Genomic DNA, 13,114 nt, shown 5'->3' with positions numbered 1-13,114 from the left:
GGCCCGCGCGGACGGCATCGACGCCGGCGCCGACCGGCCGGTGGCCGTGCAGATCGCCGACCTGCGCGAGGCCCACGAACGCCTCGCCGACGCGGCCGCGGCGATGCCGGCCGAGGCGTGGACGTTCTTCCTGGCCCCGACCGGAGCGTCCGCGGCCGCGGTGCCGTGGGCCCGGCTGCGCGAGGTCGAGGTGCACCACGTCGACCTGGGCCGCGGCTACAGCCCCGAGGACTGGTCGGACGCGTTCGCGCTGCGCCTGCTGCGCGAGATCGTCACCAACATCCAGGACCTCGACCTGGTGCTGCGCCCGCAGGGCGTCGAGCACACGCTGACCATCGGCAACCCGGACGGCGCCCCGGAGATCAGCGGCCCGACCCGCTCGATCGCGGCGTGGCTGGCCGGCCGGGCCGACGGCAGCGACCTCACGGTGTCGCCGGACGGCGCACTGCCCGAGCCCCCGAGGTGGAAGTGACATGTCCTACACCGGAGACGTGACCCGCGGCGGCCGGCCGGCCGAGCGCGAGCTCACCGGCCTGACCGTCCGCAAGGTGTCGGTGGGCCCGATGGACAACAACGCGTACCTGCTGACCTGCCGGGCCGACGGCACGCAGGTGCTGATCGACGCCGCCAACGACGCGGACACCCTGCTGGAGCTGATCGGCCCGGCCGGCCTCACGGCGGTCGTGACCACCCACCGCCACCCGGACCACACCGGCGCCCTCCAGCAGGTGATCAAGGCCACCGGCGCGGAATCGATCGCGGGCGCCGACGACGCCGAGGCGATCCCGGTGGTGACCCGTACGGTCCGCGACGGCGACACCATCGCGGTGGGCGACTGCACGCTGGAGGTGATCCACGTGGTGGGGCACACGCCGGGCTCGATCGTGCTGCTCTACCGCGAGCCGGACGGCATCACCCACCTGTGGACCGGCGACAGCCTGTTCCCGGGCGGCGTGGGCAACACCCGCGGCGACAAGAAGAACTTCGCGTCGCTGATCGGTGACGTGGAGACCAAGCTGTTCAACCGCCTGGGCGACGACACCTGGTTCTACCCCGGCCACGGCAAGGACTCGACCCTGGGCAACGAACGCCCCCACCTGCCGGAATGGCGCGAGCGCGGCTGGTGAGGCTCAGAGGGCGGCGGTGAGTCTGGTCGACTCCATCGGCAGGGAGAACATCGGGTAGTCGTACGCGATCGCGTTGTCGTGTTCCTCCGCCGAGGTCGCCGCCGTGCAGTCGGTCAGGGTGATGACGCGGTAGCCGTTCTCGTACGCGCTGCGCATCGTGGACTCCACGCAGCAGTTGGTCAGGAAGCCGGCCAGGATCACCGTCGAGATGCCGCGCGAGCGCAGGATGAAGTCCAGGTTCGTGCTGGCGAACGTGTCCAGGCCGCGTTTGCCCTCGATGAGGATGTCGCCCTCGGCCGGGGTCAGGTCCTCGACGATCGCCGCGCCCCAGGTGCCCTTGACGAAGGCGTTGCCGTCCACGACTCCCTTGAGGATCCCGTACGGGTGCCGCGACAGCTCGCCATAGCCCGGCGCGAACGTGATCGGCGCGTGCATGATCGTCACGCCGGCCGCGCGGGCCGCGTCGACCAGGGCGATCGTGTTGGCCAGCATCCCGGTCTTGTCCATCACCGGCGCGACGGCGTTGTGCAGCACGCCGCCCTCCGAGACGAACTCGTTCTGATACTCGATCAGCACGAGTGCCGTCGTGGCGGGGTCCAGCTGCAGCGGTTCGGACATCACAACTCCTGGTGTGCGGCGGGTCACATGGTGTCCATGCAAGCACTCCGGGCAGCCGCGGGCAATGCGCCGTCCGCCCACGGCTGAACCGTTCCCCCATCCGGTGCGCGCGTCCCTAGACTCGGAACACCCCTCGACGCGCGGAGGTCCGGTGACACCCGATCTGCGATGGCAACCTTCCAGTCCTCCTCCCCCACCCGAGCAGTGGCCGGGCGGCGGTCCCGCCCTTCCCGGCTGGCTCGAGGAACGCCTCTTCGACCAGCGCATCGTGATGATCCGGGGCCCGCTCACCGGGCAGGCCGCCTCGGGGATCGCCGCCGCCCTGCTCACCCTGGACGCGGCCGGGCCGGAACCGATCCAGCTGCACGTGGCCAGCTCCGGCGGTGACCTGAACGCGGCGCACGCCGTCATCGACGTCATGGACGCCATGGCCGCGCCCGTGCACGCGGTGGTGACCTCCGAGGCCGGCGGGGCCGTGCTCGCGGTGCTGGCCGCCGCCGAGCGCCGCTCCGCGTACCGGCATGCCCGCTTCAAGCTGGCCGAGCCCCGCGCGGCCGGGGTCACCGGCACCGCCGACGAGGTGGCCGCGGCCGCCGGGCAGCACCTGCGTGAGCTGGAGGAGGTCGTGCTGCGCCTGGTCGAGGTGACCGGCCAGACCCGCAGCAGGATCGAGGACGACCTGTCCGCCGGGCGGGTGCTCAGCGCGGCCGAGGCCCGCGACTACGGCCTCATCGACGAGGTCGTCGGCAAAGAGGCATGAAAAACGGCGCGGGCCCCGATCGGGACCCGCGCCGTTCTGGTGCTTACGAGACTTACTCGGCGACCTTGACGCCCATCGAGCGCGCGGTGCCGGCGACGACCTTCACCGCGGCGTCGACGTCGTTCGCGTTCAGGTCGGGGAGCTTGCGCTCGGCGATCTGCTTGATCTGGTCGGCGCTGAGCGTGCCCACGGTCTGGGTCAGCGGGTTGGACGCGCCCGACTGGATGCCCAGAGCCTTGCGGATCAGGAAGCTCGTCGGCGGAGTCTTGTAGGTCAGCGTGTGGCTGCGGTCCTCGTAGACCGACACGACGACCGGGATGATCTCGCCACGCTGCTTCGACGTCGCCTCGTCGTACTCGACCTTGACGGCACGCATGTTGGCGCCGGTCGGGCCGAGCATCTTGCCGAGGTCGACCATCGCGGCGTTACCCGCCTCAAGCGCGAGGGTTACCTCATGGGTCTTTTTCTTGGGCGGCATTACGCAAAAGCTCCTTAGTGTGTGCTGCACGAACCTACATCAGGAGCTCGCCAGCATCATCAACGCACGACAACCCCGAGACCTTACTACCGCGCTCGAGAATGGGTCAAAGCGGCGGGCACAGTCTCGGGTTCCGCCGACTAGTGTAGCTCGGCCCCTGCGGTGCCCGGCGACCCGGTCGGCTAGTAGCGGTCGCAGTAGCAGGACTTCATCAGCGAACGGGTGACGTCCACGTACTGCTGGTTGGGGAGCTCCTTGCGCGCGTACGCCTCGTCGACCGCCCCGCGGCCCATGTTGTAGCCCGCGATCACCATGTTGAGCAGGCACAGGCTGGAGTGGCTCTTGCACTTCTTGGTGCTCAGGTCGTACTTGCCCTTGAAGTACGAGTCGCCGAACGCCTTGGTCAGCCAGGCCAGGTAGTTGGCGCCGAGCACCGCGTTCTGCTTGTAGTCCTCGGCCGTGTACGACTTCTCGAAACGCTGGTTGATGAACGCCTCGGTGTCCGGCATCACCTGCATCAGGCCCCGGCCGCCGTCGCAGTTCACGTAGTTCGAGGTCCAGCCGCTCTCGTGCCAGGCGGTGACCAGGACCAGCCGGCTCGGCACCTTGAGCTGCGGCGCGGACCCCGGCCAGTACGTCTTGCCGGCCGCGGCCTTCAGCGCCGTCTTGGCCTTGGCCTTGGACATCTCCTTGCCGTCGCGCTCGGCGCAGGCGGGCAGCTGGAAGTTGTTCGGGTCCTCGGTCGGGGTGGCCTTGGGCTTGGCCGTGCTCTTTTTCGGCTTGGGCTTGGCCGTGGTCGGCTCCGGGCTGGGCTCCTCGTCCTCGAGCACCGGGTCGACGATGTTCTCCGGCACCGAGGCCGTGGGCTGCGCCGCCACCGTGACCGGCTGCTGCTTCTGGCCGCCGAGCCCGCAACCGCTCACCACCAGCAACCCGACCAGGGCCGCGACGAACAGGAGAAGCCTGCGGTTCATCGACGAAGTCCTTCCCGGTGCCTGGAGACGACGCCCGAACGCTAGCAGCGGTCCGCCGCCCGTGCCGCCCGACAAAATGCCCATCAGGGACGAGGTCCGACACCGGTTCCGGGTTGTGACCCCGGAGCGTCACCGCAACAAAGACCGGGGACAATGGTGATATGCAGACCCGCACCGACCTACGCAACGTCGCCATCATCGCCCACGTCGACCATGGCAAAACCACCCTGGTCGACGCCATGCTGCGCCAGGGGAGCCAGTCCCACGCACGGGGCGAGATGGCCGACCGCGCCATGGACTCCATGGACCTGGAGCGGGAAAAGGGCATCACCATTCTCGCCAAGAACACGGCGATCAGCTACAAGCCCGCCGACGGCGAGCCCGTCACGATCAACATCATCGACACCCCCGGCCACGCCGACTTCGGCGGTGAGGTCGAGCGCGGCCTCACCATGGTCGACGGCGTCGCCCTGCTCGTCGACGCCTCCGAGGGCCCGCTCCCGCAGACCCGCTTCGTGCTCCGCAAGGCGCTCCAGGCCAAGCTGCCGATCATCCTGATCATCAACAAGGTGGACCGGCCCGACGCCCGGATCAAGGAGGTCGTCGACGAGACGTACGAGCTCTTCCTCGACCTCGACGCCGACGAGCACCAGATCGAGTTCCCGATCGTCTACGCGTGCGCGCGCGACGGCATCGCCTCCCTGACCCAGCCGAAGGACGGCACGATCCCGGAGGACAGCACCGACCTCGAGGTGCTGTTCAGCACGATCCTGGACACCATCCCGGCCCCCACCTACACCGAGGGCGCGCCGCTGCAGGCGCACGTCGTCAACCTCGACGCCTCCAACTTCCTCGGCCGGCTCGCGCTGTGCCGGGTGCACGAGGGCACGATCCGCAAGGGCCAGACCGTGGCCTGGTGCAAGACCGACGGCACGATCAGCAACGTGCGCATCTCCGAGCTGCTGATCACCGAGGGCCTGGAGCGCAAGCCGGCCGAGAGCGCCGGCCCCGGCGACATCATGGCCGTCGCGGGCATCGCCGACATCATGATCGGCGAGACCCTGGCCGACGCGGAGAACCCGATCCCGCTGCCGCTGATCAGCGTCGACGAGCCGGCCATCTCCATGGTCCTGGGCACCAACACCTCGCCGCTGGTCGGCAAGGTCAAGGGCGGCAAGGTGACCGCCCGCATGGTCAAGGACCGCCTCGACCGCGAGATGATCGGTAACGTCTCGCTGCGGGTGCTGCCGACCGAGCGCCCGGACGCCTGGGAGGTGCAGGGCCGCGGCGAGCTGGCCCTGGCGATCCTGGTCGAGCAGATGCGCCGCGAGTCGTACGAGCTGACCGTCGGCAAGCCGCAGGTGGTCACCAAGACGATCGACGGCAAGATCCACGAGCCGGTCGAGCGCCTGACCATCGACGCCCCGGACGAATACATGGGCGCCATCACGACGCTGCTGTCCACCCGCAAGGGCCGGATGGAAGAGCTGATCAACCACGGCACCGGCTGGCTGCGGATGGAGTGGCTGGTCCCGGCCCGTGGCCTGATCGGCTTCCGGACCGAGTTCCTCACCGAGACCCGCGGCACCGGCATCATGCACCACATCTTCGAGGACTACGAGCCGTGGTTCGGCGAGCTGCGCACCCGGCAGAACGGTTCGCTGGTGGCCGACCGGGCGGGTGTGGTGACCGCGTTCGCGATGACCAACCTGCAGGAGCGCGGCCAGCTCTTCGTGGAGCCGACCACCGAGGTCTACGAAGGCATGATCGTCGGCGAGAACTCCCGCCAGGACGACATGGACGTCAACATCACCAAGGAGAAGAAGCTGACGAACATGCGTCAGTCGACCTCCGACGAGACCGAGAAGCTGATCCCGCCGCGCAAGCTGTCGCTGGAGCAGGCGCTCGAATTCTGCCGCGAGGACGAGTGCGTCGAGGTGACCCCGGCGGCCGTACGGATCCGCAAGGTCGTGCTCGACCAGCAGGTCCGCGGCCGGGCGGCGGCCCGCCGCAAGCACCAGGGCTGACGGACAGACAAAAAAGCCGGGGGTACGCACCACGCGTACCCCCGGCTTTTGCCTTGCTCAGGCCTTGATCAGTTCTTTCCTTTTGTCACGCGACGACTTGAGCAGGCTCGCGACCGTGGCGATGCCCAGCGTGCCCAGGATGACCAGCAGCGACAGCCAGATCGGGATCTCCGGCGCCCAGTGCACGCCCTCGCCACCGTTGATGAAGCCCAGCGCGTTGGTGTGCAGCGCCTCGAGGAACAGCTTGACGCCGATGAAGGCGAGCACGAACGCCAGCCCGATGTTGAGGTAGACCAGCCGCTCCAGCAGGCCACCGAGCAGGAAGTACAGCTGGCGCAGGCCCATCAGCGCGAAGACGTTCGCGGTGAAGACGAGGTACGGCTCCTTGGTGATGCCGAAGATCGCCGGGATCGAGTCGAGCGCGAAGATCAGGTCGGTGGTGCCGATCGCGATCATGACGATGAGCATCGGCGTGAACAGCCGCTTGCCGGCCTCGGTCACCACCGTCATCTTGCCGCTGTCGAACGACGAGGAGATCGGCAGCGCGCGCTTGCTCCACCGGATGAGCAGGTTCTCCTTGAAGTCGTCCTCGTCGTTCTCACCCTGCTTGAGCAGCGTGACGGCGGTGTAGACGAGGAACGCGCCGAAGATGTAGAAGACCCAGGAGAACTGCGCGATCAGAGCGGCGCCGGCGGCGATGAACGCGCCCCGCATGACCAGCGCCAGCACGATGCCGATGAGCAGCACCTTCTGCTGGAACTGCCGGGGCACCGCGAAGCGCGCCATGATGATCACGAAGACGAAGAGGTTGTCGACCGAGAGGCTGTATTCGGTCAGCCAGCCTGTGTAGAACTCGCCGGCGGCCTGACCACCCCAGGCGACCCACACGCCCACCCCGAAGGCGAGGGCCAGCGTGACATAGAAGGCGACCCAGCCGCCTGCCTCGCGCATGCTGGGCTCGTGCGGTCGCCGGCCGACGATCAGGAGATCAACGGCAAGGACAACGACCAGGGCAACGAGGGTGATGACCCAGACCCAGGCGGAAACATTCAACGGGAACCTCCGGCAGACACGGTTCATCGCTGCTCCCGCCCCGGACTGAAGCGGTGACAGCGACGTGCGACTGTCGGAGGTCTCTTCCGCCGGCGCCCGGCTGGGCGACGACCGCCGGCCCCGGGCTCACCCCGAGGGGTGAAAACCGTGTTGACGAGACCGGCGCAGAGGAATACTCCCCTCCTACGCCGCCATTGTGTCGCATCGGCGGCCCGATTCGCACATCACCCCGGCTATCCGTGTCGAGGCTCTCGCCATCTTTTCCCCGCGAACCGGACACACCCCTGCACCTGCCGACGTTTCAGACACCCACCCGCACAGCCTCTACCGCATCCTAGGAGGCTAGTTCTCCTGCTGTGGCATGCTGCGGAGCATGATTCTCGAAGTCGCCTTGATCGACGTCTCCCCCGGTCAGGAAGAGCAGTTCGCCGCGGCGTACGGCAAAGCCCACCCGATCCTGGCGGGCACCGAAGGCTGCCACTCGGTCCGGATGACCCACGGCGTGGAATCACCGTCCCGCTTCGTCCTGCTGGTGGAGTGGGAGTCGATCGAGGCCCACGAGGAGAACTTCCGCAACTCGGACCGCTTCGACCAGTGGCGGGCGCTGATCGGCCCGTACTTCGCCAAGCCGCCGCTGGTCGAACACTTCAACGACGTGCCGGCCTAACCGAGCCGGTAGCGCGCCCGCCGTCCCCGGTGCTCGAAGCCGAGCTTGCGGTAGAGCCGTACCGCCGGGTTGTCGACGTTGACGTCCAGCCAGGCGTGGGTCGCGCCGTCGGCGCGCATCCGCCGCAGGGCCTCCGCGACGAGTGCTCCCCCGAGCCCGCGGCCCCGGGCGGCGGGCACGACCCCGACCTGCACGATCCAGTCGACCGCGGCGGTGACGAACCCGGCGTCGCCCAGGTCGGGCAGGGTCGCCAGCACAGACCACTGCGGCCGGAAGTCCTCGTCCTCGGTGAGGTCGGCGATCCACTCGTCGGCGGTCCACCCGGGGAAGCCGGGCCGGTCCCGGAAAGCGGCCGCATAAGCATCGTGAAAGCGCGGCGCATGCGCTTCGGACCAGGCGGCAAGCTGGGTGCCGGCAGGCCAGGACGCATCCGGTACGCCGTCAGCGAGGTCGATGCGCATGACGTCCTCGGCGAAGACCTGCCGGAGTCCACGGGCGGCGAAGAGCTCCTCGGCCGGGCCGGTCAGCGACTCGGTCTCGACGGTGACGGGCTGGTCCTGGTCCAGGCCCCAGGTGAGCAGGTGAGAGCCGATCCCCCGGCCCCGGACCTCGGGGTCGACCAGGCCGCAGAAGGTGACGCCACCGGTTGCGGGCGTGGGGCGTACGGCACCGGCGGCTACGAGGCGGCCGTCGTGGTCTCGGCCTTGGATGGTGGTGGTGCCGGGGGCGTGCCACCGTGGGCGCATGAAGGCTGGATCGGCGGCGAGCGGGAGCCCGCCGTCGGCGGCTAGACAGCGCGCGGCCAGGGAGACGAGTGCATCCTCGTCGTCGAACGGCAGGGGCGCCCAGGTGACCATCGTTGACACGGGCGCCAGCGTAGGGAATACCGGGCTCGCGTCCCACCGAATTCCGGCGGGCTCCCGCTGGAAGGAGTTGTCGAGGCTCGGATCGGGTCCGCTGGTGGACGAATCATCGTGAGCCCGCCGGCCGCGCCGAACCGCCAGCCGCGCCGAACCGCCAGCCGCGCCGAACCGCCGGCGGCGCCGGAAGAGGAGCCGCGCAACCGTCGAAGGCGGCTGATCAACTCGACCTACCGGTGCGGGAGCCGACGGGCTAGACGCGCTTCCGGGCCGGCCCAGGCGTGCGTCGGCTCAGGCTTTTCCTCAGGGCGATCGCCGCGACACCGGCCGCGCCGAGCGCTGCGGCTGCGCGTACCCCCTTGGGTCTGCCGGTCGTGACCGCCGTGGTGGCCAGGCCCCAACCCGAAGCTGCGGCCAGCGGCAGCCATCCGCGGTCGCCGCCGGCGGCCGCCGCTGCCACTGCGCCGGAGACCGCGAGCAACCCCGCTGCGGAGCTTGCGACGGTTCGCGGCGACGTCTTGTCCGCCCCGGCGACGAGGGCCCCCGCGGCGACGTTCACGGCGCTCGCCAGGACGGTCCAGCCCAGGAGCAGTCCGGTGCTGATCGACGTCAAATCGACCGTTCGGGATCGGACGGGAATGTGTTGCAGCCGGGCGTATCCAACAGCGGCGCAGGCAGTCGCGGCGGGGAGCAGGGCCGGTGTCCAACCGAAGCGTCCGCTCTGGGCGGCCAGCGACCACCCGGCGTTGACGGCGTAGGCGCCGGCGAGGGGCCAACCGGTCCGGCGGCTGACCGCTTCGTCGCGTGCGCCGGGAAGGCACTGGGCGACGGTGGAGGCGACACAACCGGCGAAGATCGGCGCCCACACGGCGAACGCATAGTCAGGCGGGGTGATGACGGTGTCGTACCGGCGGGTCTGTTCGCCCTTGCCGAGCAGCGGTCCCAGACTCGGAATCACCACGAAGCCGGCGCAGCTCGCCGCCAGCGCTCCCGACCGCACCCTGTCCCTGACGTCGAAACCCATGGCGGCATCATCCTCCGGAGCCATCTGCAACAGAACCGCGTCGGCGGAGACCACCTCGGCGTGGGCCATCTCGCCGTGCCGGCCACGGAGGTCGACGTCGCCACCGGCCGGAAGATGGGCCTCGGCGCGAGCCCACATTCCCGCGACCGGGGACGGCGCGGTGATCCGGCCGATCAGCGGAGCTGGTCGAGCACCGCCAGGTTGTCCGCCGCCACCCACACCCGCGCGATCCGGCCCGCCTCCAGCTCGTACACCGCGAACTCCCGCGTCGAAACCCTGCGCCCCGTCGGCGCCACCCCCAGGAACTCACCGCGGTGAGTCCCGGTGTCCGTGAAGTGCGCCGCGATCCTGTCCCCGTCGATCAGCAGACCGCGGATCTCCCAGCGGTAGTCCGGAAACGCGCGGACCACCTCACGCAGACCTGCCACGTACGCGGTCAGGCCCTGCGGCTCGTCGTTGACCTGGACGTCCTCGGCCACGAACTGGGACAGGCGATCGAAGGCGTGGGCGTTGCACACCGCGTTGTACTCGCGGTAGAACGCCTCCGCCTCCGATCGCTGCATCGTCCTCAGCGCACCCCGGTCATGTCCATGCCGCGGAGCTCCTTCTTCAGCTCCTGGACCTCGTCGCGGATCCGGGCCGCCAGCTCGAACTGGAGCTCGCGGGCCGCGCCCAGCATCTGGTCGTTGAGATCCTGGATCAGCTGGGCCAGCTCCGCCCGGGCCATGCCCTCACGGGCTGGCACCGAGCTCGCGCGGGCCTTCGAGCGGGTCTCCGGCACCGGGCCCTTGCCGCGCGACATCTGCCGGCCGCCGCCGCCCACCAGCTGACCGCCGACCGCCGCGTCGGTGTCCTCGGCCTCGCGGTAGATGTCGTCCAGGATGTCGTGGATCTTCTTGCGCAGCGGCTCGGGGCTGATGCCGTTCGCCTTGTTGTGGGCGACCTGCTTCTCCCGGCGGCGGTCGGTCTCCTCGATCGCGTCGCGCATGGACGGGGTCATCTTGTCGGCGTACATGTGAACTTCGCCGGAGACGTTACGGGCCGCGCGGCCGATCGTCTGGATCAGGGAGCGGCCACTGCGCAGGAAGCCCTCCTTGTCCGCGTCGAGGATCGCCACCAGCGACACCTCGGGCAGGTCGAGACCCTCGCGGAGCAGGTTGATGCCGACCAGCACGTCGTAGTCGCCCTTGCGCAGCTCCTTGAGCAGCTCGACGCGGCGCAGGGTGTCGACCTCGGAGTGCAGGTAGCGGACCCGGATGCCGTTCTCCAGCAGGTAGTCGGTAAGGTCCTCGGCCATCTTCTTGGTCAGCGTGGTGACCAGGACCCGCTCGTCCTTCTCGGTGCGCAGCTTGATCTCGTGCATCAGGTCGTCGATCTGGCCCTTGGTCGGCTTGACCACCACCTGCGGGTCGACCAGGCCGGTCGGGCGGATGATCTGCTCGACGAACTCGCCCTGGGCCTGACCCATCTCCCACGGGCCGGGCGTCGCGGACAGGAACACCATCTGCCCGACCCGCTCGAGGAACTCGTCGAAGCGCAGCGGCCGGTTGTCGGCGGCGCTGGGCAGCCGGAAGCCGTGCTCGATCAGGATGCGCTTGCGGGAGGCGTCGCCCTCGTACATGCCGCCGATCTGCGGGATCGTCACGTGCGACTCGTCGATGACGGTGAGGTAGTCGTCCGGGAAGTAGTCCAGCAAGGTGTGCGACGGCTCGCCGGGCGACCGGCCGTCCATGTGCATCGAGTAGTTTTCGATGCCGTTGCAGAAGCCGACCTGGCGCATCATCTCGATGTCGTAGGTCGTGCGCATCCGCAGCCGCTGCGACTCCAGGAGCTTGCCCTGGCGCTCAAGCTCGGCGAGCCGCTCGGCCAGCTCGGCCTCGATGTCGCGGATCGCCCGCTCCATCCGCTCCGGGCCGGCCGCGTAGTGCGTCGCCGGGAAGATGATCAGCTCGTCGACCTCGCGGACGATGTCGCCGGTCAGCGGGTGCAGGTAGTAGAGCTTCTCGATCTCGTCGCCGAACAGCTCGACGCGGACCGCCAGCTCCTCGTAGGCCGGGATGATCTCCAGGGTGTCCCCGCGGACCCGGAAGGTGCCCCGCTGGAAGGCCATGTCGTTGCGGGCGTACCGGATGTCGACGAGGCGGCGCAGCAGCTTGTCGCGGTCCCACTCCTGGCCGACCTTGATCTTGACAGCCTGCTCGACATACTCCTGCGGGGTGCCGAGGCCGTAGATCGCGCTCACGGTCGCCACCACGATCACGTCGCGCCGGGTGAGCAGCGACATGGTGGCCGAGTGCCGCAGCCGCTCGACCTCCTCGTTGACCGACGAGTCCTTCTCGATGTAGGTGTCGGACTGGGCGATGTACGCCTCGGGTTGGTAGTAGTCGTAGTAACTGACGAAGTATTCGACCGCGTTGTTGGGCATCAGCTCGCGGAACTCCTTGGCGAGCTGGGCGCACAGGGTCTTGTTGGGGGCCATCACCAGCGCCGGCCGCTGCAGCTTTTCGATGAGCCAGGCGGTGGTGGCGCTCTTGCCGGTGCCGGTCGCGCCGAGCAGCACCGTGTTGCGGTCGCCGCGGCGCACCCGGCGCTCCAGCTCGGCGATGGCCGTGGGCTGGTCACCGGCGGGTTTGTAGTCGCTGACGACCTCGAAGCGGCCGTCGAGTCGTGGGATGTCGAGCGCCATGCAGACCACCGTACGTCGCGGGTGTGACAAGTTTCCGCGGGTGCCGGGTGACCCTGTTCGCAGAGTGCACATTCGGCCCCGGGAAACGGCATTGTCCAGCGTTCACCTGCGGCTATACGGTGATCGGGTAGGCCGCTCGCGGCGGCCGTCCGGCCCGGTCCGGCACCATCACACGGTGCGCCCGGGCAGGCCCGCGGATAGCTGCCCCGGCTCCGTCCGGCGCGCGCATCCGCGATGGTCGCGCACTCGCGCGAACCGGCCGCCGCGAGCGCCCCTTACTGTCCGGACCCGCCCGGACGCCGCCGACCCGCTCGAAGGCCAGCGACCCGACCGGACGCAACCAGTCCGGACGCGACCACTCCGGACGCGACCAGTCCGGACGCGGACGGGGCCGGGCCGGCCGGCCGCCAGGTCCTGGGCGGCTGCCAGCCGCTAGGACCTGGGCGGCTGCCAACGGCTAGGTCCTGGGCGGCTGCCAGCGGCTAGGACCTGGGCGGCTGCCAGCGGCTAGGACCTGGGCGGCTGCCAGCCGCTCGCCTGCGCCCAGGCGTCCGCCGCGGCCGCCTCCGCGTCGAACCAGGGCTCCTTCGCCTCCGCGTAGCCCTCCACGTCCCGGTGCTGCGCCGCCCACTCCTGCTTGGCCTGCGCATATGCGTCCCGGGCGGCCGGCACCGCGCGCAGGTGATCCCGCATCAGCAGCGCGAAACGCCAGCCCGGCGAGCCCGTCACCCGTACGTGCAGATTGACCGGCCGTCCCGGGTCCGCGCTGCCGTGCAACCGCTTCGGCCAGGTCCGGCCGGGCAGGCCGCGGGCATTGTCGTACCAGTCGCCCGCCCGGCG

Annotated in this window: 14 protein-coding genes; 5 read left to right on the top strand and 9 right to left on the bottom strand. The window is 69.6% G+C overall.

Features of this window, described 5'->3' with window-relative positions; translation table 11 throughout:
- Together AB0C29_RS13140 and AB0C29_RS13135 are read left to right on the top strand one after the other, a co-directional pair.
- On the top strand, nt 1–472 hold a 472-nt coding region (locus tag AB0C29_RS13140), incomplete at its 5' end, for a maleylpyruvate isomerase family mycothiol-dependent enzyme (protein WP_360819472.1).
- 1 nt (nt 473) lies between these two features.
- Complete coding sequence (locus AB0C29_RS13135) at nt 474–1,127, top strand: MBL fold metallo-hydrolase (RefSeq protein ID WP_360819470.1); 654 nt, start codon at nt 474–476, stop codon at nt 1,125–1,127.
- 3 nt (nt 1,128–1,130) lie between these two features.
- Here AB0C29_RS13135 and AB0C29_RS13130 read toward each other — a convergent pair whose 3' ends face one another.
- Nucleotides 1,131–1,745 carry a cysteine hydrolase gene (locus tag AB0C29_RS13130; RefSeq protein ID WP_360819467.1) on the bottom strand — a complete coding sequence of 205 codons (615 nt, stop codon included), beginning with the start codon at nt 1,743–1,745 and terminating at the stop codon, nt 1,131–1,133.
- A 151-nt stretch (nt 1,746–1,896) separates the two neighbouring features.
- Between AB0C29_RS13130 and AB0C29_RS13125 the strand changes: the two genes are divergently transcribed.
- Entirely contained in the window at nt 1,897–2,505 is a 609-nt protein-coding gene (locus AB0C29_RS13125) for an ATP-dependent Clp protease proteolytic subunit (protein WP_360547827.1), read from the top strand.
- Between the two features lie 52 nt (nt 2,506–2,557).
- Here the strand turns inward: AB0C29_RS13125 and AB0C29_RS13120 are convergent, their stop codons facing one another.
- Both AB0C29_RS13120 and AB0C29_RS13115 read right to left on the bottom strand, forming a co-directional pair.
- A complete protein-coding gene (locus AB0C29_RS13120) occupies nt 2,558–2,983 on the bottom strand; it encodes an uL11 family ribosomal protein (RefSeq protein ID WP_212993075.1) in 426 nt (141 codons plus the stop codon).
- A 182-nt stretch (nt 2,984–3,165) separates the two neighbouring features.
- Nucleotides 3,166–3,957 (bottom strand): transglycosylase SLT domain-containing protein, encoded by a 792-nt coding sequence (locus AB0C29_RS13115; RefSeq protein ID WP_360819463.1) that lies wholly within the window; start codon nt 3,955–3,957, stop codon nt 3,166–3,168.
- A 161-nt stretch (nt 3,958–4,118) separates the two neighbouring features.
- On the opposite strand from AB0C29_RS13115, the gene typA reads away from it, so the two are divergent.
- A complete protein-coding gene (typA, locus tag AB0C29_RS13110; RefSeq protein WP_360819459.1) occupies nt 4,119–5,984 on the top strand; it encodes a translational GTPase TypA in 1,866 nt (621 codons plus the stop codon).
- Nucleotides 5,985–6,041: 57 nt separating this feature from the next.
- On the opposite strand, the gene AB0C29_RS13105 is transcribed toward typA, so the two are convergent.
- Complete coding sequence (locus tag AB0C29_RS13105; RefSeq protein ID WP_360819456.1) at nt 6,042–7,037, bottom strand: TerC family protein; 996 nt, start codon at nt 7,035–7,037, stop codon at nt 6,042–6,044.
- 373 nt (nt 7,038–7,410) lie between these two features.
- On the opposite strand from AB0C29_RS13105, the gene AB0C29_RS13100 reads away from it, so the two are divergent.
- Nucleotides 7,411–7,704 carry an antibiotic biosynthesis monooxygenase gene (locus AB0C29_RS13100; RefSeq protein ID WP_360819453.1) on the top strand — a complete coding sequence of 98 codons (294 nt, stop codon included), beginning with the start codon at nt 7,411–7,413 and terminating at the stop codon, nt 7,702–7,704.
- Here AB0C29_RS13100 and AB0C29_RS13095 read toward each other — a convergent pair.
- From AB0C29_RS13095 to AB0C29_RS13075, 5 genes are all read right to left on the bottom strand, one after another.
- On the bottom strand, nt 7,701–8,561 hold the full coding sequence (locus AB0C29_RS13095; RefSeq protein WP_360819475.1) for a GNAT family N-acetyltransferase: 861 nt from the start codon (nt 8,559–8,561) through the stop codon (nt 7,701–7,703). The genes AB0C29_RS13100 and AB0C29_RS13095 overlap by 4 nt on opposite strands.
- A 256-nt stretch (nt 8,562–8,817) precedes the next feature.
- Nucleotides 8,818–9,657: a hypothetical protein gene (locus tag AB0C29_RS13090; protein WP_360819451.1), complete on the bottom strand. Its 840-nt coding sequence runs from the start codon at nt 9,655–9,657 to the stop codon at nt 8,818–8,820.
- Nucleotides 9,658–9,761: 104 nt separating this feature from the next.
- Nucleotides 9,762–10,151 carry an ester cyclase gene (locus AB0C29_RS13085; RefSeq protein WP_360819448.1) on the bottom strand — a complete coding sequence of 130 codons (390 nt, stop codon included), beginning with the start codon at nt 10,149–10,151 and terminating at the stop codon, nt 9,762–9,764.
- A gap of 5 nt (nt 10,152–10,156) precedes the next feature.
- A complete protein-coding gene (uvrB, locus tag AB0C29_RS13080) occupies nt 10,157–12,274 on the bottom strand; it encodes an excinuclease ABC subunit UvrB (RefSeq protein ID WP_360819445.1) in 2,118 nt (705 codons plus the stop codon).
- 507 nt (nt 12,275–12,781) lie between these two features.
- Nucleotides 12,782–13,114: GrpB family protein (locus AB0C29_RS13075; RefSeq protein WP_360819441.1), on the bottom strand; the 333-nt coding region annotated here is incomplete at its 5' end.

This window comes from Actinoplanes sp. NPDC048791 (genome assembly GCF_040650095.1).
Taxonomy (GTDB): domain Bacteria; phylum Actinomycetota; class Actinomycetes; order Mycobacteriales; family Micromonosporaceae; genus Actinoplanes.
This window is presented reverse-complemented; position numbering and strand designations above follow the sequence as displayed.

Bases quoted from the DNA above. Each gene is read 5' to 3' on its own strand.
- AB0C29_RS13135 (WP_360819470.1), top strand. From the start codon at position 474: ATGTCCTACACCGGAGACGTGACCCGCGGCGGCCGGCCGGCCGAGCGC.
- AB0C29_RS13130 (WP_360819467.1), bottom strand. From the start codon at position 1,745: ATGTCCGAACCGCTGCAGCTGGACCCCGCCACGACGGCACTCGTGCTG.
- AB0C29_RS13120 (WP_212993075.1), bottom strand. From the start codon at position 2,983: ATGCCGCCCAAGAAAAAGACCCATGAGGTAACCCTCGCGCTTGAGGCG.
- AB0C29_RS13115 (WP_360819463.1), bottom strand. From the start codon at position 3,957: ATGAACCGCAGGCTTCTCCTGTTCGTCGCGGCCCTGGTCGGGTTGCTG.
- typA (WP_360819459.1), top strand. From the start codon at position 4,119: ATGCAGACCCGCACCGACCTACGCAACGTCGCCATCATCGCCCACGTC.
- AB0C29_RS13100 (WP_360819453.1), top strand. From the start codon at position 7,411: ATGATTCTCGAAGTCGCCTTGATCGACGTCTCCCCCGGTCAGGAAGAG.
- AB0C29_RS13095 (WP_360819475.1), bottom strand. From the start codon at position 8,561: ATGGTCACCTGGGCGCCCCTGCCGTTCGACGACGAGGATGCACTCGTC.
- AB0C29_RS13090 (WP_360819451.1), bottom strand. From the start codon at position 9,657: ATGGCCCACGCCGAGGTGGTCTCCGCCGACGCGGTTCTGTTGCAGATG.
- AB0C29_RS13085 (WP_360819448.1), bottom strand. From the start codon at position 10,151: ATGCAGCGATCGGAGGCGGAGGCGTTCTACCGCGAGTACAACGCGGTG.
- uvrB (WP_360819445.1), bottom strand. From the start codon at position 12,274: ATGGCGCTCGACATCCCACGACTCGACGGCCGCTTCGAGGTCGTCAGC.